The organism is Cuniculiplasma divulgatum, assembly GCA_031200235.1.
Lineage (GTDB): Archaea > Thermoplasmatota > Thermoplasmata > Thermoplasmatales > Thermoplasmataceae > UBA509.
This window is the reverse complement of record CP133595.1, coordinates 769,713-791,406: the sequence shown is the minus strand read 5'-3', so window position 1 is coordinate 791,406 and position 21,694 is coordinate 769,713. Positions and strand designations below refer to the sequence as shown.

Annotated in this window: 17 protein-coding genes; 13 read left to right on the top strand and 4 right to left on the bottom strand. The window is 49.0% G+C overall.

Annotation, left to right across the window (positions count from 1 at the left end; genetic code table 11):
- Positions 1–295: 295 nt before the first annotated feature.
- Positions 296–976, bottom strand: a complete 681-nt coding sequence (locus RE469_04245; GenBank protein WMT45409.1) for a hypothetical protein — start codon at positions 974–976, stop codon at positions 296–298.
- Positions 977–1,075: 99 nt separating this feature from the next.
- On the opposite strand from RE469_04245, the gene lysW/argW (RE469_04240) reads away from it, so the two are divergent.
- The 10 genes from lysW/argW (RE469_04240) (at position 1,076) to lysS (ending at position 10,429) form a co-directional block, all read left to right on the top strand.
- Positions 1,076–1,249 (top strand): alpha-aminoadipate/glutamate carrier protein LysW/ArgW, encoded by a 174-nt coding sequence (gene lysW/argW, locus RE469_04240; GenBank protein ID WMT45408.1) that lies wholly within the window; start codon positions 1,076–1,078, stop codon positions 1,247–1,249.
- Positions 1,250–1,294: 45 nt separating this feature from the next.
- Positions 1,295–2,347 carry an N-acetyl-gamma-glutamyl-phosphate reductase gene (gene argC / locus RE469_04235; protein WMT45407.1) on the top strand — a complete coding sequence of 351 codons (1,053 nt, stop codon included), beginning with the start codon at positions 1,295–1,297 and terminating at the stop codon, positions 2,345–2,347.
- A gap of 2 nt (positions 2,348–2,349) precedes the next feature.
- Positions 2,350–3,153, top strand: a complete 804-nt coding sequence (locus RE469_04230; protein ID WMT45406.1) for a [LysW]-aminoadipate/[LysW]-glutamate kinase — start codon at positions 2,350–2,352, stop codon at positions 3,151–3,153.
- Complete coding sequence (locus RE469_04225) at positions 3,150–4,355, top strand: aspartate aminotransferase family protein (GenBank protein ID WMT45405.1); 1,206 nt, start codon at positions 3,150–3,152, stop codon at positions 4,353–4,355. The genes RE469_04230 and RE469_04225 overlap by 4 nt, the downstream gene beginning before the upstream one ends.
- On the top strand, positions 4,352–5,200 hold the full coding sequence (gene lysX / locus RE469_04220; GenBank protein WMT45404.1) for a lysine biosynthesis protein LysX: 849 nt from the start codon (positions 4,352–4,354) through the stop codon (positions 5,198–5,200). Before RE469_04225 ends, lysX begins: the two co-directional genes overlap by 4 nt.
- A complete protein-coding gene (locus tag RE469_04215) occupies positions 5,197–6,312 on the top strand; it encodes a M20/M25/M40 family metallo-hydrolase (GenBank protein ID WMT45403.1) in 1,116 nt (371 codons plus the stop codon). The genes lysX and RE469_04215 overlap by 4 nt, the downstream gene beginning before the upstream one ends.
- A complete protein-coding gene (locus RE469_04210) occupies positions 6,309–7,571 on the top strand; it encodes an aconitase/3-isopropylmalate dehydratase large subunit family protein (GenBank protein ID WMT45636.1) in 1,263 nt (420 codons plus the stop codon). The genes RE469_04215 and RE469_04210 overlap by 4 nt, the downstream gene beginning before the upstream one ends.
- Positions 7,572–8,081, top strand: coding sequence for a 3-isopropylmalate dehydratase (locus RE469_04205; GenBank protein WMT45402.1), 510 nt, complete (start codon positions 7,572–7,574; stop codon positions 8,079–8,081).
- Between the two features lie 16 nt (positions 8,082–8,097).
- Positions 8,098–9,162: an isocitrate/isopropylmalate family dehydrogenase gene (locus RE469_04200; protein ID WMT45401.1), complete on the top strand. Its 1,065-nt coding sequence runs from the start codon at positions 8,098–8,100 to the stop codon at positions 9,160–9,162.
- 94 nt (positions 9,163–9,256) lie between these two features.
- A complete protein-coding gene (gene lysS, locus RE469_04195) occupies positions 9,257–10,429 on the top strand; it encodes a homocitrate synthase (GenBank protein ID WMT45400.1) in 1,173 nt (390 codons plus the stop codon).
- 339 nt (positions 10,430–10,768) lie between these two features.
- Here the strand turns inward: lysS and RE469_04190 are convergent, their stop codons facing one another.
- Complete coding sequence (locus tag RE469_04190; protein ID WMT45399.1) at positions 10,769–11,440, bottom strand: ACT domain-containing protein; 672 nt, start codon at positions 11,438–11,440, stop codon at positions 10,769–10,771.
- Between the two features lie 55 nt (positions 11,441–11,495).
- Here RE469_04190 and lysW/argW (RE469_04185) point away from each other — a divergent pair, with 55 nt between their 5' ends.
- Together lysW/argW (RE469_04185) and RE469_04180 are read left to right on the top strand one after the other, a co-directional pair.
- The gene (gene lysW/argW, locus RE469_04185) at positions 11,496–11,684 is read left to right on the top strand and encodes an alpha-aminoadipate/glutamate carrier protein LysW/ArgW (GenBank protein WMT45398.1); all 189 of its coding nucleotides are present in this window, start codon (positions 11,496–11,498) and stop codon (positions 11,682–11,684) included.
- A 129-nt stretch (positions 11,685–11,813) separates the two neighbouring features.
- Positions 11,814–12,668, top strand: coding sequence for a RimK family alpha-L-glutamate ligase (locus RE469_04180; GenBank protein WMT45397.1), 855 nt, complete (start codon positions 11,814–11,816; stop codon positions 12,666–12,668).
- A gap of 229 nt (positions 12,669–12,897) precedes the next feature.
- Here RE469_04180 and RE469_04175 read toward each other — a convergent pair whose 3' ends face one another.
- Complete coding sequence (locus RE469_04175; GenBank protein ID WMT45396.1) at positions 12,898–15,546, bottom strand: cation-transporting P-type ATPase; 2,649 nt, start codon at positions 15,544–15,546, stop codon at positions 12,898–12,900.
- A 633-nt stretch (positions 15,547–16,179) separates the two neighbouring features.
- Here RE469_04175 and RE469_04170 point away from each other — a divergent pair.
- The gene (locus RE469_04170; GenBank protein WMT45395.1) at positions 16,180–17,379 is read left to right on the top strand and encodes an MFS transporter; all 1,200 of its coding nucleotides are present in this window, start codon (positions 16,180–16,182) and stop codon (positions 17,377–17,379) included.
- A gap of 45 nt (positions 17,380–17,424) precedes the next feature.
- On the opposite strand, the gene RE469_04165 is transcribed toward RE469_04170, so the two are convergent.
- Positions 17,425–21,648: a protease pro-enzyme activation domain-containing protein gene (locus tag RE469_04165; GenBank protein WMT45394.1), complete on the bottom strand. Its 4,224-nt coding sequence runs from the start codon at positions 21,646–21,648 to the stop codon at positions 17,425–17,427.
- Positions 21,649–21,694: the final 46 nt, after the last annotated feature.

The window sequence follows — 21,694 nt, the reverse complement described above, 5'->3', positions numbered from 1 at the left end:
GGGAGAAACAGCAAGTGAACCTGTATTGGAAATAGGGGCACCCTGAGGCAGCAGAATGGCAGCATTCATTTATCTCTATGGGTCGGCAGCACAGTGAGAATCCCATGCTGGATCGGATATTGACATTTGCCTCCAGAGTGCCTGATCCCAATTGTCCACGAAATTGAATATCCGAATTCAAGCCTGTGGAGATTGCCACTCCGGGTATGTGCGGAATATATCCATACAGGCAGATGCCAATCCATGAATCAGGAAACCCCATCCGATAGGGGGGCGATATCACAACAGATCCAGTCTACCGCTTTCCGGGATGGACATGTTCCCTTGCATACTGTATGAGATCATGAATTGCCATGAACGCCTCACTGGAATCACGTTCGCTGACAACAATGATGGCGTCCGTGTAACTGTTGGTTGTCTCCTCCACATTTATCCCGGAAAATGCCAGTTTGGAATAGAGCGACATCAGGTACCCCGGCGTTTCGATCATTGAGACGGGGCTCTTCACTATTATCACGGCAAGTCCAGTCTTCCTGTCTACTATGCCTCTCCTGATAATTTCAGAAAATGAGCCAAGGTTCCTGTCCTCGACTATGAATGTGGTGAACTCAGTTCCGGTGGAAATATAAACTGCCCCGGGCATTTTCAGTTCATACATTTCCCTGAAAACCCTTTCGTTCTTGTTCACAGGAAGCACAAACTTGGTGACAGAGGTCAGCATCTGCACACTGGTCTGGGCCATGGATTCCAGGACCCTGTTATCATATTTTCTGGACGTATCCCTGTTTCTCTTCAGAGCAGAAATTATGGCCTCTGTATTCACCTCCTGCCCCAACCGCATCTCTATTGCTGGCTTGAGGTCGCGAGCAACAGCGCTGAGATTCACGTATCCCCTGTTCAGTGATGTTGCAAGGAATATGTCATTGGTAACCATGTTTTTCACAAGGCCGTTTATACTTAGCTCCATTTTGGTCATTTAAGTCAAACTATGACCAGAATAGGTCATAAAATATTAATATTTTCCAAGACTGAAACGGTATATTGCCATCTTATGATGACAGAAAAGGTGTGAAATATGGAAACAGAGTGTAATGTTTGTGGCGGGTCGCTGCAGGTTCCCGATGATGTAATAAAAGGCGAGATTGTGAGTTGCCCGGATTGCGGAGTTGAGTATGAGGTTTCAGAAATACGTGATGGAAACCCTGTCCTGAGGGCAGCAGAGGAAATAAGGGAAGACTGGGGCGAATGATCAGCCTGCCTCTGAATCATTTTCTATCTTTTTGGATTGATATTTTTGTCTAAAGTAGGCATTATCGGCGCATCCGGATACACAGGCGGAGAAATCCTCCGGCTCCTGCTGAATCATCCCGAAGTTGAAATTACCGCAGCCACATCAAAGCACAATGCTGGGGAATACATCGCCAGGGTTCATCCCAACCTGAAGGGTTACACGAACCTGAAGTTCACCGATGAAACGCCAATGGACGTTGCAGCAAAGGTGGACATTCTGTTTCTGGCAGTTCCACATGGATCATCCGTGAAGATAACACCGCAGCTTGTTGAAACAGGCACAAGGATCATAGACATGAGCGCTGATTTCAGGCTGAAGGATAGCTCCCAGTATCCAGTATGGTACGGTTGGGAACATCCTGCTCCGGATCTCCTGCAGAAGTTCACCTATGGTATGCCTGAACTTCACAGGGACGAGATACGCAATTCAAGGCTGATCGCTGTTCCCGGCTGCATTGCAAGCTCATCCATATACAGCCTGGCACCACTGGCAAAATCCGGATTGCTGGCCGGTATCACCGTAATAGATGCAAAGATAGGATCATCTGGGTCTGGCAACAAATCCACGTCCGCAACCCATTTTTCTGAGAGATTTAATTCAGTGAGGATTTACAGCCCCTCGGATCACAGGCATATAGGTGAAATTGAGCAGGAATTATCAATTGCTGCCGAAAAACGGGTGACAGTTACCATGTCTGCACATTCGGTGAATATGGTGAGGGGCATACTGACAACATCAAGCATATTTACAGAACACAGGCCCGCGGAAACTGATTTATGGAAGGCTTATCGCTCCATGTACCGAAACGAGCCATTCATAAGGTTCATGATGGATCCCAATGGCCTCTTCAGGTACCCGGATCCAAAGCTGGTAATCGGATCGAATTTCGTGGACCTGGGATTTGCAATTGACAGGCACGTGAACAGAGTTGTTGCCATAGGAGCAATTGATAACCTGATCAAGGGTGCAGCAGGTAATGCAATCCAGTCAATGAACATAATGATGGGATACCCTGAAAATGCAGGCCTCAATTCTGCCCCTCTCAGGCTGGTGTGATCATGGTCACAGTGGTGAAGGTTGGTGGAAGCATTGCCAGCAGCGGAGTTCCAGATTCTCTCATAAAGGAAATTGCATATTATGAGAATGACCGGATTGTTCTTGTCCATGGCGGTGGGCCGGCGGTAACTGACCTGACCATGAGGCTTGGCATTGAACCCAGATTTGTCACATCTCCTGACGGAGTAAGGAGCAGGTATACGGATGCACAAACAATGGAGGTCTTTCTTATGGCGATGAAAGGCAGGATAAACACCGATATTGTTCTTGCCCTGAGAAAATACGGCAGAAATTCGGTGGGCATCACCGGTATCGATGCAGGATTGATGGTTGCTGAACGCAAGAGCCGATTGAAGATACTGAGCGGGAACGGGCGTCCCATGTTTGTAGATGGTGGCTACACAGGGAGGATAACAGAGGTCAATTCGGCCTTCCTGAATGGCCTTATGGATCTTGGCCAGTTGCCGGTCATAGCTCCAATAGCAGTCAGCAAAGACGGGGAGGCGCTCAATGTCGATGGAGACAGGGCTGCGGCGGCAATAGCAGGTTCTCTGAAGGCGGATCTGCTTGTTCTTTTGACAAATGTTACTGGTGTGATGCGTGAAGATTCACTGGTTCCGCATATTGCAGGGACGGAACTGGATGAAGCCATACGGGGTGTGGGAAACGGAATGGATAAGAAACTGATTGCAGCAAGGGAGGCACTGGCCAGTGGAGCCGGAAGGGTCGTCATCAGTTCCGGTTCCATATCAAACCCGCTTGAAAATGCAGTTCAGGGAAAAATGAAAACGGTGATTGAAAAATGATGGATAATGGATATTACCAGAAGATAGAGGATGAATTCCTGGCGGGAACCTACCAGAAGATACCGGTACTGGCCGCCAGGGCCAAGGGCGTAAACATATGGGATCTGGACGGTAAGGAGTATCTGGATCTCATGAGCGGCTATGGGGTTGCCATCCTTGGACACTCTGATGAGAAAATCAAGGAAGCCATAATGCAGCAGATGGAGAAGGTATACATAACTCATGCCTCGGTTTACAGCCCTGCAAGAGCTGAATTTCTAAAGGACTTCATGTCAATAGCGCCCAGGGGGCTTAACCGGGCTTTTCTTTCCAATAGCGGAACCGAGGCTGTTGAGGCCGCAATAAAAATTGCAGTGAAGTCCACCAGGAGACACAGGATGATAAGCATGGAAAGGGGATACCACGGAAAGACACTGGGATCACTCTCGGTCACGCATTCCTCAAAATACAGGAAATCGTTCCAGGATCTTCTTGTTGGCGATGTTGAATTTGTGAAATTTGGCGATGCAGAAATGCTCAGGAAAGCCCTTTCGTCCTTCGACGTGGCAGCCGTCTTTTTGGAGCCGGTTCAGGGGGAGGGCGGAATAAACCTTCCTGGAGACCAGTATCTTAAGGAAGTGAGAGAAATGACAGAGGCATCGGGAACGCTTCTCATCATGGATGAGATTCAGTCAGGCCTGGGAAGGACCGGAAAGATGTGGGCCCACGAGCACTGGGGCATAACACCGGACATCATGACGGTAGGAAAGGGCATAGGTGGAGGAATCCCCATGGGCGTTACAGTGGGGAGGAGCGAGTTCGTGGATGCCCTTGAAATAGGGGAGCAGAGTTCAACAACAGGAGGCAACCCGCTGGCCTGTGCCGCAGGAAGTGCAGTTATAGGCCGGCTCAGGAGCGGATACGTGGAGAAGGCAGGGGATACTGGAAAATACTTTCTGGAAAGGATGCAGGAGGATCTGGGAAACCATCGTCTGGTTAGCCATGCCAGAGGGATAGGCATGATGCTTGCCCTTGAGCTTAGAATCAGGTTTCTGCCAGTTCTGATGAATCTTCTGGACAGGGGCGTCATAACCCTGTACTCCGGTATCAACATCATAAGGATGCTTCCGCCCTACATCCTCACAAGGGAACAGGTGGATGAGGCCATCGTGGAAATAAAGGGGGCTCTTGATGGCCAGCTAAAGCGGAGTGGGGCAGAATGAAAATCTCAATGGTTTATGATCTTGTGAGATGGGAGGAAAAGGCATTGCTCAAGGCCGGCCAGGACCGGGGCATGGAGATCAACATGGTGGATGTCAAGGACATGGATATGGACCTTGATGCGCCACTGCCTGGAGAATACGGATCCGTGACTCTCCAGAGGTGCACTTCCTACTATCGCGGCCTGCATTCAACAGCCTATCTGGAGTTCAAGGGGCAGAAGGTCATAAACGACTTCAACACCATTGATGTGGCGGGAAACAAGATGCTGACATCACTTGCCCTGGTGAAGAATGGCGTGCCAACTCCAAAGACTTCAGTGGCAGCCTCTTACCCTACAGCCATGAAGCAGTTTTCCTCCAAGTTCGGAGGCAGGGCGGTCCTGAAACCTGTTACAGGGAGCTGGGGAAGGATGGTTGCGCTTCTCAATGACAGGACGGCTGCATCGGCCGTAATGGAGGACAGGGAATACATGTACCCGTTATATTCCATCTTCTATCTTCAGGAATTCGTAAAACGGCCGCCCAGGGACATCAGAACATTCGTTGTGGGGGACAGGGTCATCGGAGGAATCTACAGATACCAGTCGGACGATGACTGGAGGACCAACACGGCAATTGGCGGTAGAGCCGAGAAATGTCCCATCACACCGGAACTTGAGGACATATCCATAAGGGCGGCAAGAAGTGTTGGGAAAGGCGTTTTCGGGGTTGACATCATGGAAACTGAAAATGGCTATGTGGTACACGAGGTGAACAGCACTACGGAGTTCAAGAACACTGTCAGGGTAGCACAGGTGGATGTTCCCAGCGAAATCATGGATTATGTCAGGGAGGTTCTCAGGTGACGCATCCCACAGACAGGGTGGTGAAAGAGCTTGTGGATATATATTCTCCAACAGGGAATGAGGAGAAGGCTGTAGAATACTTTGGAAGGGAAATGTTGCGCCTGGGCGCAGACGAATTCTTTGTGGACAGGGCCGGTAATGGTGTTTCCATTTTCAGCGGCGGATCTCCGGAAATTCTTGTCTGCGGGCACATAGACACTGTCCCCGGCCAGCTACCTGTGAGGGAGGATGGAGGCACTCTTTATGGAAGGGGGGCAACGGATGCAAAATCCTCACTGGTATCGCTGATGTTTGGCGTGTCGATGGCGAAACAGAGAGGATTCAGCGGAACCATACGTATGATTGCTGCTGTGGGTGAGGAGGGACCTGGCAAGGGCATTATTGAAGTAGCCTCCAGCCAGCCCAGATCAGACTATGCCATTTTTGGCGAACCCTCTGCAGTAACAGGCATAACAGTGGGCTACCGTGGGCGCATCCTTCTGGATATGGAATTCAGGTCAGGGCAGGTGCATGCCAGTGCTCCCTGGCTGGGCCAGAGTGCTGTGGAATCTGCCGTGGAGGCATGGAATTCAGTCAGGGATAAACTTGGAAAGAACAGGGAATTTTCAAAGGTTTCAGCTGCGCTGACATCCATAAGGGCAGGGGAGGCGGACAACATGACCCCTTCAAATGCCGCGATGACCCTTGATGTAAGATACCCTCCATCCAGAAAGCAGGATGACGTCCTTTCAGAAATACTGGACCTGGTGAAATCCTCCACCGCTTCTGAACCATCTTTCATGATCAGAAGCAGTGTGGAACCTTATGTTTCAGGGCTGAAGACGCCTCTGATCTCAGCCTTCAAGGAATCTGTGAGAAAGAACACCGGAAGTGAAGCGCAGTTGCTATTCAAGAGCGGGAGCGGCGATATGAACATACTTGGGTCAAGATGGAAAATACCGTGCGTGACCTATGGGCCAGGCAACCCTCAGCTTTCACATACGGAACTGGAGGAAATATCGCTTGAGGAAGTATGGAGAAGCGCCGAAATAGTTGCAGACGCACTGTTGAATCTGGAACGAGGCCGAAAGGAAGGCCAGGTGATCAGTGAAAAGAGGAGAGGGACTACCTGAATATTGCTGAGAAGATACTTTCCTCACATTCTTCGGACAGTTCAGGGAAGGTGGAACCGGGCGACATAGTAACCGTGTCCGTGGACAGAGTGATCCTGCTTGACATAGCGGGCCAGCATCCTGAACTGATCCAGAATCCACCGGCAAGGGTCTTTGACCCATCAAAGATCAGCGTTGTTTTCGATCACTTTGTACCTGCGCCAAACGTGGAGATGGCCAATGGCACTGCCAAGATACGAAAGCTGGTGAAGAGACTGAACCTGAATGATTTCTATGACTACGGGTCTGGAGGAATAGCTCACGCCTTTGCCGCCGAGTCAGGATGGTTCTATCCCGGCCAGATTGTTGCCAATACAGATTCCCATTCTGTGGCTGCCGGGGCATTCAACATGCTGAGCAGAGGACTTGGAACGCCAGAACTCATGCAGGTCATGTGCACCGGAAAAACGTGGTTTGCTGTGGGTGAAACACTTAAGGTTGACCTTTCTGGAAAACTTTCAGGAATGTCCGAAGCAAAGGATGTTTTCCTGAAAATGGCTGGTGACCTTGGGGATATGCCCAACATGAATATTGAATTTGCAGGAGACGGTGTGATGGCCCTGAACATGGATCAGAGGACGGTTATCTCAACCATGTGTGCTGAACTGAGTGTGGAATTTGCCGTCTTTCCAGGTGATGAGGTACTGCGGTCCTATGTTCAGGAACGGGGAGTTCAGGAATATTCCCCGGTGTCTCCTGACCCATCTGCCAGTTATGCAGGCGCATACCAGCTTGATATGTCCGAGGTGGTGCCCATGGCCGCACTACCAGATTCTGTTGCCGGGAATACCAGGCCGGTGGATGACATACAGGGAATCAAGGTTGACCAGTGCACCATCGGATCATGTGCCAACGGGAAACTGTCCGATCTGGAAGTGGCTGCAAGGATTCTCAAGGGAAGAAAGGTGCATCCAGGAACAAGGCTGATTGTGACGCCTGCCACCCAGTCCATCTATCTAAGGGGGATGGAACTTGGCTACATCCCAACAATAGTGAAGGCCGGAGGGATCGTGACCAATCCAACCTGCGGATCATGCATGGGTGGCCACATGGGTCTCCTTGCTGACGGAGAAACTGCCATAACATCAACAACCAGGAATTTCAAGGGAAGGATGGGTTCCAGAGATGCCAGAATATACATGGCATCCTCCGCCACAGTGGCGGCCTCGGCAGTTGCAGGTGAGATAGTGAGCCCCAGCAGCATCCCTGGAGGTTCATAGATGGACGATAAGATCAGGGGAAGGGTGTGGGGTTTTGGAGACGACATAAACACAGACCTCATGTATCCCCACATTTGCTATACGCTTCCGGAGAAAGACAGGCCAAAGTATACAATGTGGGCAAACAGGCCCGGATGGGCCTCCCAGGTTAATAGGGGTGACATCATCGTTGCAGGCCGGAATTTCGGGGTGGGCTCTTCTCGACCAGCAGCGGCAAATCTTGTGGGTCTCGGTATAGTGCTGGTGATGGCAGAAACCGTCAACGGACTTTTCATGAGAAACGCCGTTAACTGTGGGCTACCGGTTTTGCGTATGGACGGGATTACGCAATGGATCGCCGAGGGTGATATCATACAGGTTGACTTCCAGCACTGCACTGTAACAAGGGAACAGGACGGATCAGTGAGAGAATTCAACAGGATTCCAGACCTGTTGATGAATATCGTGAGGTCAGGCGGCATAATAGAAGTGCTCAGATCCAATGGATATATTGACAGCGAGCCGCTGTGAGGACAAAGGATTCAGTATGAAGGATAAATACGACATAAGCGTGGCTGCCGGAGACGGCATCGGACCAGAGGTGGTGGAGTCAGCTGTTTCTGTGTTTTCCGCAGCAATGGACAGGCTTGGTTCATCCGGCCTTATATCTTTCAGTAAGGTGCCGGTTGGATGGGAATCATTCCAGTTGTGGGGCAAACCCCTCACAGATGAGGTTCTTAAGAAGATTGAAATGTCAGATGGGCTCATACTGGGGCCACTGGAAGTTGGCAGTTATCCCGGTTCAAAGGGGCAGAAGAGTCCGTCAGGTGCCATAAGGACCCATTTTGATCTCTACGCCAACATCAGGCCGGTGAGAACATACCTGAGGGGAAGACTTGATCCCATTGACACGCTTATAGTCAGGGAGAACACCCAGGGATTTTATGCCGATAGAAACATGTTCCTGGGCAGTGGGGAATTCATGCCCACCAGGGATGTGGCACTTTCAGTGCGTGTAATAACAAGGGAGAAAATGGCCAAGATCAGCGATGTCGCATTCCGTTATGCGGCCACCAGGAGAAAAAAGGTGACAGCGGTTCACAAGGGCAATGTGCTCAGTGTTACGGATGGGCTGTTCCTGGAAGAGTTCAGAAAGAAGGCTGCGGATTGCCATGACATCCTCTCCGAAGATCGGCTGGTGGACTCGGTCGCATACGACCTGATACTCCACCCGGACAAGTTCGATGTCATAGCCACCACCAACATGTACGGTGACATACTCTCGGACGAGGCAGCGGCTGTGGCCGGGAGCCTGGGAATTGCCCCGTCACTTAATTTCGGCGATAACTGGGCAATGGCACAGGCTTCACATGGGACAGCACCTGACATTGCCGGTAAAGGATTTGCAAACCCTCTTTCTGAAATTCTCTCGGTTTCAATGCTCTTTGAGTGGCTGGCAAATAGGCATCAGGATAAGATGCTCATGGATGCACACAGGGCGGTTGATGACTCAGTTCACAGGATACTGGAATCTGCAGGGAGCCTTACACCTGATATGGGCGGGAAAGCAGGGACGGTCGATGTTACCGCTTCAATCCTGAAGAATCTTTGAAACTTTAACTGAAAATTGAAATTAAGTTTAATTTATGATATGTTTGACCAGTATTGGTCAATAAGCTATTATATATGTTCTTGATAATTTTGCAATGATGACCAAAAGATACGCAGGAATCCTTGATACTACCCTGAGAGAAGGTGAGCAGACCCCTGGAGTTAATTTCTCTGTTGAACAGAGGGTCATGATCGCACGGAGCCTATCTGATCTGGGTGTGAGAATGATAGAAACAGGACATCCATCCGTTTCACCAGATGTACTGGAAGGCATCAGGCAGATAGTCAGGATGAAAGACCAGGGCATGATATCCTCTGAGCTCATAGCCCACAGCAGATCACTTGCGTCCGACATTGACCTTGCAGTATCCACAGGAGTGGACAGGGTGGCCATTTTCTATGGAGTCAGTGGAACACATCTTTCTTCAAAAACCCACAGGACCCAGGAAGAGGCACTTCAGATAATAGGCGAGGGTGTAGAAAGGGCGAGATCCCAGGGTGTAAAGGTAAGATTCACTCCGGAAGATGCATCCAGGACGGACTGGGGCTATCTTACAGATGTGATACGTACTGCAGAATCTGCAGGAGCAGATCGAATTGGTATAGCCGACACGGTGGGAATTATGCTGCCATGGAGGACGAGGGCCATGTTCCGGCGACTGTCGAGGTCCTTCCCAAGACTTGAGTTTGACATACATGCCCATAATGATTTGGGTAATGCAATGGGGAACTCTCTTGCAGCAGTTGAAGGAGGGGCAACAATCATTCATGCCACAGTAAACGGATTGGGTGAAAGAGTGGGAATCACGCCGACGCAGGTTATTGCTGTGGCGTTGAAATATCACATGTCCATAGAGGCTGCAGACCTGACAAAGCTTGCCGGGGTATCAGAAATGGTCGAGAGATTCAGTGGAATCAAATTACAGCCCAATTACCCTGTTACTGGGAAGTATGCTTTCACGCATAAATCAGGAGTGCACGTTGCCGGGATTGTGAACAACCCTTCAACATATGAATTCATCGATCCATCCTTCCTTGGGCGGGACAGGAGTTTCACCATTGACAAGTACACGGGAAAACATGCACTTGCCAGCAGGCTCAACAGCCTGGGACTCAAATGCAGTGGAAACCAGCTTGACATCCTGATGGAACGTATAAAGGGCAGTCCTGAAACATCATCATTCGCTGATGATGCCATTATTTCCATGGCCAGGGAACTGCAGTCCACTTCAGCCGACGAAGTCAGGGCCAATAGCCATACCGCCTGATATCTATTTTATTCAGTTTCAATTTCGCCTTATCCTCAGCCATGGTCATGACAATAATGGAGGTAGAACAACCATTGTCTAATCTATCCAATTCCTGTTAAATCTGTCAGCAATGTACATTAATTGAAAGAGATTTTTGAAATAGCTATGATATTGCTATTTTATACATTTTATTTGCAATTTTGATAGTATAGTGGTTATGATCAGGTCTTCTTCGGAACTTCGCGTTTGTATCGCGCTATGGAAAAGACATGGACTGCTGGAGCCGGATGAAAATCTTACGCGATCGGAGCGAACAAAACAATGGCTCTTTAATGGTCAGTTTCCATTTTCAGCAGGTTAAGGCAGCCTGGAATATCTTATCATATCATTGATGGCGGAGAATGCATCACTGGAGTTATCATCGTCCACAAGAATGACAAGATCAGAATATGAGTTCGCGGTTCCAATTACATTGATTCCTGCCATTGAAAGTTTCTCGAATAGAGAAGTGAGAAAACCCGGAGTTTCCAGGGCATTCCTGTCCATTATCAGGTGCATCGCCGAGACATTCTCCCTTATGTTGGAGACAAGCTGTCTCAGGGATTTATCCATGTTACGCAGAATCGCTTTTTCAGCCACAAAGCTTGCACTCTGGAGGCCGGTGGAAAGGAACACTGACCCATTGGTAATTCCAGCCTGGAGGTAATCGAGCATTCTTGGAAAATAGAGGTTGGGCAAGATCAGCTGAACCATCCCTGTAGTCATCTTCACTGTGGATGCGGCCAGAGCGGATTTCACCGCCCCCTCCAGGCTGAATATATTGCCTCGATTACGCTTTATGGCTGACATTATGGCCTCCCTGTTGGGAAGCTCACCAAGCCTGGATTCTACTCTAGGGGCAATAAATCTCGCAATGCCGCTCAAATTAGCATATCCATTCCTCAGAGATATGTTCAGGAACAGGTCTTTCTCCATGATATCGCGTACTACACGATTTACGCTCATTGAAGTATTGCTGGGCTTGTGCATTTATGAACCATATAGGTCATAAGTAATTAATATTTGTCGATGCTTAAGCATCTTAATGGCAGACAGAGCGACCATATACGAATGTGCAACATGCGGTGGAAATCTGAACGTACCTGAGGATGTAATGACTGGAGAAATACTGGCATGTCCAGACTGCGGAGTGGAGTTTGAGGTTGTGTCACTTGATGGCGGCCAGGTTAAGCTGGCTGCGGCCGAGAATATCAAGGAAGATTGGGGAGAGTAGTTCCTTCAATGATACAGATCTTTGTATATCGTATGTGATATTATGAAAAATATTAACAGTATATTATTTTTGAATATGGAATATCAATCTGTTATGAATTTAATCAGTTTATGATTGGATTGGTAAAAGATGGTAACAGTATCGGTTCTTTATGATGTGCTCAGATGGGAAGAAAAGGAACTGCTGAAGAAAGCTGCCGAAATGAACATCCCGGTTGCGGCGCTGGACATCAGGAAATTTACACCAGCTCTGGGTGATGAAAAGCCAGAAAATCTTGGAGACATAAGCATTCAAAGATCCGTTGGGTTCTACAGAGGCCTTTTCTCCACGGCAATACTTGAGCAGATGGACCATCGGGTCATGAACACATACCGATCCCTGGAAATAACTGGCAACAAGTTGGTGACATCCCTGCACCTGCATAAAAACGGGATTCAAACACCATTTACCGCTTTTGCATTCGAGGAGGATGCTGCGCTTAAGTTGTTTATGGAAAGATTCAATGGTGAGGCTGTTCTCAAGCCAATTACCGGAAGCTGGGGAAGAATGATAGCGCTTTTAAAGGATAAATTCGTAGCTCAGGTAGTTCTTCACGACAGATCACTGATGCATCCCATACAGTCCGTATACTACTTTCAGGAATTTGTCAGGAAGCCAGGGCGGGATATCAGGATAATAGTGGCAGGAGAGGACATCATTGCCGGAATGTACCGATACCAGATTGGAGATGAATGGAGGACAAACGCTGCAATTGGGGGAAGGGTGGAGAAGCTTCAGAAAAACAGTGAAATTGAGGAGCTTGCAATAAAGTCGGTGAGCTTCCTGGATACCGGGATTTACGGTGTGGATATAATGGAAACAGATGGTGGGCCGATGGTTCACGAAATAAATGGCACCATGGAGTTCAGGGGGACCACTGCAGCCTCTGGCATTGACGTGGCTACAGAGATGCTGAAATTTGTCATTAAACAGGAAAAATGTTGATTTTATGGTCTAAGTTCTTCTATCTCATCCCCGCATCAGGTTATGGATTTCAAGACCAGTGATTTAAGGGTCAGTCAATTTGTAAATGGTCGATCATTTTTCACTCACATTTTCTGGCTCAGCTTTGATGCAAATTTCATTATAGCTGATGCTCCATAATCCGATATCAATGGTATCCTTGGATCGGACACTTGCGGTTGCGTATTCATGGGGATTTCCATGTTTCTATTCAAGAAGCTGTTTCCATGTTGCGCAGTGCCCTGTATTCCTTTCTGGAAAACTTCATAATTTCCATCCAGGAACTTGACAAGATTGCGGCAATTACTACAATCAGCCATTCATGCAGCCCCAGCGATGACGTATCTATTATGGAATGAAGTGGAGAGTACACAGTCACAGTTACAAGCATTCCCACAATTATGATCCCCCATGCCAGTATTATGGGATTCGAAAAGAATCCTTTCCTGATGACTGGCTGATACTCAGTTCTGAGATTCTGTGCCAGAATCACCTGGGATAGTATCCATGTCGCGAACGCGCTCGTCTGCGCCTGGACAATATTTCCATGTGCATAATACAGGTAAAGGTACACAGCTGTTACTGCAATGAATATTCCCGCTGCGGCTGTAGATATGGAATACATCATATCTCTTGTGATGAAACTCGATCTCTTTCCCGGGGGCTGCCTCTCCACAATCCCTGCTTCGCTATTTTCATAAAGGAATCCCCAGAGGGCACCAACATCCATGAAAAGCTCCATTATAATTATCTGTATGGGAAGAAACGGAAACGGAATCACCAGGATTACCGGGACCAAAAGGATAGAAATCAAAGATAGTTTGACAGATATGTAATACCTGAGGCCTTTCCTGAGTGTGTATTGCATTTTTCTTCCCTCAAACACAGCCTCGGCAATGGTCTGGAAATTATCGTCCTCAAGTACCATGTCCGAGGCTTCCTTTGCCACATCTGTCCCCCTTATTCCCATTGCTATGCCTATTTCCGCAGCCCTGAGCGCAGGGGCATCGTTGACGCCGTCCCCTGTCACAGCGACAGTCTCGCCAAGTTTCTGTAATGACCTGACAATTCTGAGTTTTTGTCCATGGCTTATCCTGGCAAAAATTGAATGGCTCCTGACTGATCTTTCCAGCTCTGCATCGCTCATGGATTTTATCATGTCTCCAGTCATGGTGCTGCCTGATCCGTTTATGCCAACCATTCTTCCTATTGCCGCAGCAGTTCCGGGGTGGTCCCCAGTCAGCATTATGACACGTATCCCTGCATTCTGGCACATTTTTATTGCTTCCCTTACACCCTTTCTGGGAGGATCAATAAAACTGAAGAGGCCCAGGAATACCAGACCTTTCTCTGCTTCACTCCTGACCCTGCTTATATTTGAGGATACGCGGTATGATATGGCTATGGTTCTCTCTCCAGAAGCAGCCAGTTTTTCAACAGTCCCAAGCACAATATTCCTGTGGCCATCGGTCATAGGGCTTTCCGTCCCATCGCTTGCTGCAAATCCTGTGCATCTTCCCACGACTGTTTCCGGGGCGCCACTTGTAAAGATCGCCTGGCCAGAGGGAGTTTTGTAAATGTAAGACGCGAGCTTCAGAGCCCCGTCAAAAGCAAACTTATTCTCGGGCACAAATTCGTGGCGCACTTTCTCAAAATCGATGTCATGTTGCTTCGCGTAATTGAATATGGATATCTCCATGGGGTCCCTGAAAATTTCTGAACCCCTGCTGTCCATTGTCAGGGTTCCGGTAGCCAGAACTCCCGATACCAGTAAACGGTGTCCGGCAGCATTGCTCGCGTCATATAATTTTTCTCCCTGCATCACATGCCCTACGCTCATTCTGTTCTCGGTAAGTGTGCCGGTTTTGTCGGTTGCAATCACGGTCACGCTTCCCAGGGTCTGTGCAGCCTTCAGCCCCTTTACAATGGCATTTTTCCTGGCAAGAGAATACGCTCCGACGGCCAGTGTGATGGTTATCAAAATAGGCAGCTCTTCAGGAACCGTTGCGAAAGCCATGGACAAACCGGTAAGTACCATCTGGTCAATCGGATTACCGTGCAGGTAACCTATGAGCGGTATCAGGAAACTGAAAAATACGGCAATGCCTATGAGTACTCTGGAGGCCCTTTTCAGGGACATTTCCAGCGGGGTCTCAGGTTCACCTTCCGTCCTGACGGATTCCGAGACTTTCCCGATCTCTGTATTCACGCCTGTTGAAACAACTGCAAATTTTCCGCTTCCCTGTACTACCAGTGTACCGGACATGAGCAGGTACTTCTCGGAATCCCATGGCTCACTGCCGAGATTACTAATTGCCTGCTTATGGACCGGAATGGATTCTCCCGTCAATGAAGATTCGTCCACTTCCAGGCCAAAACTCTCAAGGATGATGCCATCTGCCGGAATCCTTTCCCCGGAATGAATGAGTACAACATCACCGGGGACTATATTCGAGACCGGTACCTCAACTGTAGTGCCGCTTCTGACAATCCACGCTTTCGATGAAATAAGAGATCGCAGGGCGAGTATGGATATTCTCGCTTTTCGTACGTTGTATACCTCTATGGCGATTACGATGAATACTATGACAATGACAGATATGGATTCAACCGGAGTCCCGATGAGAAAATAAATCAGCCCTATGATTATGAGTATGAGAATCATGGGTTCCCTTACCTGCTCCAGTATTATATGAAAAATACCTCCGCTGGTTGATTCCGGGAGTGCGTTCAACCCATCCTTTTTTAACCTGAGTTCGGCTTCGGACTGCGTAAGACCGTTCTCAGAATCTACTCCGAGGCGCTTGAGCGTCTCTCCTGGATCGGCAGTTGCACTGTGAATCCCGTTATCCACAAACATGTAACGTGCTTATAATTATAGCTTTAACCAGACAATTTTTTTTGCAGGTAAAACTCCCGCTAAAGAAGTTTCAGCAAGGCAGAATTCCTTATGAAGGCTCATAGCCATAATACATAAGAGCAGCATTTTCAATGAATTGATCAGGAAAACCACTGAATCTGCCATGTGGATGAATTGCATGCGACAGACCAGCAAACACAGAAAAAATGAAGGAAATATACCTCCTGGCGGAGGGAAATTTAGGCCTGATAAACCACCCGGAAGGGACGGCAGGAGACGGAGCATGATCTCCGGATATCATGATGGTGAACTGTCCACGAAGCAGGAAACATAGAACCTTCGTGATGAGAGTATGTCGGGCTCAAGAAGCCAAAGACAAACCAGACCATTCGGGCGCTCTGGAAAATTCCTGGCAGAGAAGGCTAAAACACTGATAATTCCTGAAAGGTATGAGAACCTTACTGCATTTCTGGAATATAAAATGGCATACAATTACAAGCGTATGCCGAAGACATATTACTGCTGGCAAAAAGTATATGCTGCCAGATGTTGCTGCCATCAGATGGAAATTCGCATTATAGGATAGTGCGATAATGGGCCGGTGAGACAGGACTCAGGGCAGGAGGAAACTGGATGACGGAAACTGGAAAGATCAAATTAGCCAAAGGAAAGAGGCTAAATCTTGCGAATATAGTTTCGGCAAGGGTATTACTGAGCTTCAGTTACGGCTTCCTGAATGTACTGCTCAGTCTGTATCTGCATCATCTTGGTTATTCCCTCATAGAGATTGGCCTGATTCTGGGCGGAGCTATACTCATCAGTTCAGCTCTGTCATTTCTTCTGGCAATGATGGCTGACCATTACGGTCGGAAGCTGTTTCTTATAAGCCTTTTTCTACTTTTCTCCATGTCTTCCCTGCTCTTTCTGACCTCAAAGGATATACTGGTGCTCATAGTTCTCAGTGGAATTGGCGGATTTACCGGGTCCGGTGGGGGCCCCATAGGATCAGGCGGGCCATTCGGTGCAGTTCAGACAGCCCTGGTAACTGAGTTCACAGAGAGGAAAGAATTCTCAAAAATACTGTCTCTTGCCTCTGCTCTTGGCATAATGGCGGCCAGTGCAGGATCATTCCTCATTGATCTTGTGGAAGCCGAGAAAATAGATGTCTACTACCTCTTCTATCTTGCCAGCATCATGGGGGCAGCCGGGGCATTGATCACAGTGTTCCTCAGGGATAATGGGGTGAGGAGCAGGCACATCCTTCCAAACCTGTCATGGAAGAACATCATGAAGCTGTCTCTCCCAACCATTCCCAGTGGCATAGGTGCAGGCTTCATATCACCAATATTTTCACTCTGGTTCCATCTCAGGTTCGGCATATCCTCGGGCGAGATAGGAATAATCTTCGGTCTCTCCAATCTCTTTGTCCTGCTGGTCATGCTGATTCTGCCAAGGATCCTGCATCCTGAAACAGAGCTTTCTTCCATAATATGGACAAGAATGGCTGCATCAATTGCACTGATAGCGCTGGCAGTGACACCATTACTGCCGGTTGCAGCGGTGCTGTATGTGCTGAGGCAGGGGATGCAGATGGGAGCAGTCCCGGTGAGGCAATCCTTTGCAATGGGACTTGTGGACCCGTCAGAGAGGGCAACTACCTCTGGGGCAACGTCAATGACAAGGACCGGTTTCTCAGCGGCTTCACCTCCTGTTGCAGGTAGCCTCCTGGCCATCAATGTAGTGTATCCGCCTCTTATTGGGGGAATAATAACAATAATGGACCCTTTCCTTTATTATTTCCTGTTCAGGAAGAATTTTACTGGAAAAAAATGAAGATAAAAATGGATAAAAATATGGAAAAACGCTCCTCGTGTTCAATCAGTTTTTCTTCTTCTGCCTCCCGTAGCTGTAGACGCTGACCGATGCCACTGCAGCCACAATGCCCACTATAACAGCAGCCATTATGCCGCCGATATAGTAGAATGGGGATCTGTCATTGTTCTTCCCGCTCAGTGAGTTTATCTGCTGCTGGAGGTTTGCAATCTGCTGCTGCAATGAAGCTATAGTGTTCTGCTGCGCTGTGGCGTTTGCCCTGTACTGGGAAATCTCGCTGTTCATCTGCTGGATCTGCTGCTGGTCAGCTCCGTTCTGTTTTTCTGCGTTCAGTAGCTGCGTCTCAGCACTCAGTAGTTCTGAAGAGGTGAGGTTTTCCTGAGATTCAGCAGATGCAAGGCTGGAGCTCATTTCCCTGATTGTCTGGTTCAGTGTCGCTATCTGGCTCTGGAGTGCACTGCTGCTGACTGACGACTGTGACAGCTCTGCCTTGAGGGTGTTCAACTGCTGTATTGCCGATGAGTATTCTGCTTCAAGGCTTGCTATCTGTGTTTCAAGCTGGGCCTGTGTGTTGTCTATATAGACTGTTTCCTGAGAGGTGGATGTTAGGCCAGTTGACGTGGTCACTGAGTACGTTATTGTGTAGTATCCGTCAGGATAGTCTGCAGTGTTTATGACAAATGTACCCTTCATGGGAAGATTCTGGGAAACAACCTGCTGTCCTGCCGCAGATGCCACAGATATGCTGGAACTCACCAGTGAGGTTTCAGAGGATGCCGAATAGGAGAGTGTCAGGTTCCCATTCACCAGGCCGGTCTGAGAGGCTGAAAGCACAGTTGCAGGCATTGCACCTGGGTTGCTGATGATCAGTGGATCGGACCACACTATGGGATTCTGCACATCCTGTATGGCAAAGGTGAACCCGAAAAAGCTGAAACTCAATGACAGATCGTTGTATCCCTGGGCAACCATGTTCATCACAATGGGGGTACCAGCAGGCGGCAGATTTGTGAAGTTCACAGGGATCACGCCATTGAACACTCCACTTACGGGCACACCTGTGAGTGAATCGACAAACTGTGGCGGATAGCTGACATTCACATACTGTCCAGGCTCTGATCCTATGGATATATTCACGTAATTCACGTATTTCATGTCACTGAAGGTCACTGTTCCCACCAGAGCTGTGCCGGCACTGTTGAGGCCGATGTTTGGATAGAAGCTTCCGCTCTGCGGTTCTATGTACACAGTCACCATGTTGCTGGTGAGGTTTCCGTATGTGGCGTAGATCATCTCAACCTGTGTGTACAGAGGGCCATTGATCTCTGCAAGGAAAGCATCCGTCCAGAAGTTGAACATGCCCCTTCCGTCAGACAGGAACGTTCCAATCTGCACTCCCGGTGCATAGCTTGATACAGGCAGTGTGGGATCCTCGAACGAGAACTGTGCGTTGCTCACCGATACTTCATGCACAACAGCATTGCTCACAGGAGTTCCATTGAGGAACACTTCACCGGTAGCGCCAATGAGGTTGTAATAGCCGGTCTGGGTGTCCATGAACATTGGAACTTCCGCAACGCTTGTTTCAAGCATGCCAAGTGCGTTTGTGACACCAAGTGTCAGGTTCCCGCTTGTCACCGGTGGGAGAACAACAGCAAATTGCTGGAAGCTCCCTTCACTGCTTGCCACTGACGAAACAAGGAAGTAGCCGTACTCTGAGGCGGCCGGGCTTGGAGAGTTCATGTTGTAGACAGGCGTGTAGTTGAACATCCCCTGTGCATTGGTGTGTATCTGTGTTACTGTCCCTCCTCCATACATGCCGTTATTGGGTCCTCCGGAATAAGCCTCCACAGTGTAGTATCCTCCAGGCTGGCCGTTGGCAAGTATCACCTGGAATGTGTATGTGGTACCTCCAACAAGGGTTTCGAACTGAGCTGGACCGGAAGGAGTCAGTGCCATTACGGTGAATGGCTCATTCATCAGGGCGTGCTGTGTGCTTGGCACCTGTCCAATGAGTGCGCTGTCCATGATTCCAACGTTGATCATTCCAAGACCCTGCAGGTAGTTCCAGTTGTTTCCGGCCGGGTTTCCAAGGGTGAAAATCCACCAGGGCACAATTGGATCAGAGGGCTCGTTTATGCTCAGGTTGAAATAGTACCAGTCAAAGCTGTTTGTAGGTCCATAATTGAATCCCTTTCCAATGTTCTGCATGTCTATGTAGGGGTTGAAGTGAACTGAGGACATTCCTGCTTCATAGGCATTGTGTGCCTGGTACAGCGTCGGGTTTATGTCTCCCATGGATGGAGATCCGAAGGCCACATTTGCCTGTTCATCTATGAGTGCCCATTCACCTGCAGTTATTGGAGTTGCAAATGATGTTCCACCATAGAAGAGGTTCCAGAATCCCGTATATACGGACATGTTGAATGCGGCAGGTCCGCTGACAACGGGGTCCATCCTTGCCCCTGAACTGTATGTGTCAAGGGCGTTCTGCCACCAGGGCTGTGAAGACATTATGGACTGACCGAATCCTCCGCCGATGAATCCCTTGAATGTGCCATCCTCACCAAAACCATATGACCAGTACGTGTATGACTCCACACCAGTGGCAGGTGCAACCTGCATCTCGAGGTCAAACTGGGAATTCAGTGCGTAGATGCCAGTTTCCGGGAAAACGACCCCATTGCTCTCTGCTGTGAGCTGTCCTCCGCCTACGCTGGTGGATCCAGTGGCTATGGCAGGCACTCCGGCCGATGTTGCCCCATACTCAAACGCTGCTGCGTATGATCCATAATCACCAGATGCGAAGAAGTTCGTCACGCCCACAGCATTCAGTTCGGAAAGCAGGGTGTTTTCAACGGTCATGTACATGGGAGCGCCAAAGAATGCCGTGTATTCCTCTCCGCTGCCGTAGGAGTTGCTGGTGATGCTGATTGAATCAGTTGCATTGTTCCCGCTCACCAGGTTCTGGGCAATATACTGGTAGGCATAGTCAAAGGACGAGAACTGGGGATTGGGCACTGCCACAAGGTCAATGTGTGCGGCTGGAGCCATTGCTGCTACATATTCTATGTCAAGTGCTGTCTCAAGAGTCCACCCATATATCTCTCCATCGAATAGATTTGCACCCAGAAGATTGACAACGCTGAGCCTGCTTGTGATCTGGTTGGGGTTGTTCCATACTTCCTTAGCAAATCCCTGAAGCCATGAGAGTGGCAGGTCTCCAACCTCTATGACTGCAACGGTTACACCCTGGCCCATGTCTGGCTCACTTGCAATGGTGGACTGTCCGGACCATAAATTGCTGGCTCCAGTGAGAACGTGCATGGTGCTCGGGAATATGAACTGGTAATTTCCAAATGGATCGTTGAATGCTGCATCAGTTGGTGTCAGATAGTTCGGTGCCCAGGTGTAGTTCGCATCCGTTATGTTCTGCACGGATCCTAGATCATACGGGTTGTTTATGCTTCCAGGGGCCTGTGAGGAATTCAGGGTTACTGTTGATCCGGTGCTGTTATACAGGCCAGGCACAACTCCACTGGGACTCATGCCGTAGGGCAACATGAGGTCTGGTGAGGCAGCCATGCCGTCAAGGCCTGTTACTCCGCTAACGTACTGTGCTATACCTGCAGGCATGTTCAGGCCGGCGGTGTTGACATATTCAACCGGTGACAGAGAAACACTTCCCGGAACTGCACTGCCATTGCCGAACAGTGGCATCCAGACGCCATCGCTGGTATACTGTATGGCATATGCCCCTATCTGCGTGTCGAATGCTGATTCAAACTGTGAGACTGTACCAACAAGTGTTAGAGACAGCCTTGCAGGACTCGTCTGCACGTTAAGGCCGTACTGGCTGAAGTAAGACACAATGGAGCTGTAAGCCTGCTGTGAAACCCCGAACATATTTCCAAGCCCCGCTGCCGACGTGTACTGCCTGTACATAGCCGAATCCGGATTTGATATGGCGGATACGTACGATGAAAGGTTTCCTGTGGGCTTAAGGCTCAGGGTCACAACAAGCTGGGCATTTGGATTGAACTGGGAATTTTCGCTTACAAGCTGGAAGTTCCCAAATTTGGAAAGCTGCCCGTTTACGGACGCTCCCTGCATCTGCACCAGCTGGCCAGAAGACATTGTGCTCGCCGGTGCGGTCGAGCTCTCTATCCCTGTTCGCCCGGTTGCGTTGCTTACGCCATACACCATGACTGAGGCAACAAAAAGTGCAACCACGATCACAGAGACAATAACTTTATACCTATTATCCATGGTTTTTTCACCTCGGACGGTTGGGATTTCTGTCTCTTGGGGAGGA

Excerpts from the sequence above, each read along its gene's own strand:
- lysX (WMT45404.1), top strand. The coding sequence starts at position 4,352 with ATGAAAATCTCAATGGTTTATGATCTTGTGAGATGGGAGGAAAAGGCA.
- lysW/argW (WMT45408.1), top strand. The coding sequence starts at position 1,076 with ATGGAAACAGAGTGTAATGTTTGTGGCGGGTCGCTGCAGGTTCCCGAT.
- RE469_04200 (WMT45401.1), top strand. The coding sequence starts at position 8,098 with ATGAAGGATAAATACGACATAAGCGTGGCTGCCGGAGACGGCATCGGA.
- lysW/argW (WMT45398.1), top strand. The coding sequence starts at position 11,496 with ATGGCAGACAGAGCGACCATATACGAATGTGCAACATGCGGTGGAAAT.
- RE469_04165 (WMT45394.1), bottom strand. The coding sequence starts at position 21,648 with ATGGATAATAGGTATAAAGTTATTGTCTCTGTGATCGTGGTTGCACTT.
- RE469_04170 (WMT45395.1), top strand. The coding sequence starts at position 16,180 with ATGACGGAAACTGGAAAGATCAAATTAGCCAAAGGAAAGAGGCTAAAT.
- RE469_04190 (WMT45399.1), bottom strand. The coding sequence starts at position 11,440 with ATGCACAAGCCCAGCAATACTTCAATGAGCGTAAATCGTGTAGTACGC.
- RE469_04225 (WMT45405.1), top strand. The coding sequence starts at position 3,150 with ATGATGGATAATGGATATTACCAGAAGATAGAGGATGAATTCCTGGCG.
- lysS (WMT45400.1), top strand. The coding sequence starts at position 9,257 with ATGATGACCAAAAGATACGCAGGAATCCTTGATACTACCCTGAGAGAA.
- RE469_04180 (WMT45397.1), top strand. The coding sequence starts at position 11,814 with ATGGTAACAGTATCGGTTCTTTATGATGTGCTCAGATGGGAAGAAAAG.
- RE469_04205 (WMT45402.1), top strand. The coding sequence starts at position 7,572 with ATGGACGATAAGATCAGGGGAAGGGTGTGGGGTTTTGGAGACGACATA.
- RE469_04245 (WMT45409.1), bottom strand. The coding sequence starts at position 976 with ATGACCAAAATGGAGCTAAGTATAAACGGCCTTGTGAAAAACATGGTT.
- RE469_04175 (WMT45396.1), bottom strand. The coding sequence starts at position 15,546 with ATGTTTGTGGATAACGGGATTCACAGTGCAACTGCCGATCCAGGAGAG.
- RE469_04230 (WMT45406.1), top strand. The coding sequence starts at position 2,350 with ATGGTCACAGTGGTGAAGGTTGGTGGAAGCATTGCCAGCAGCGGAGTT.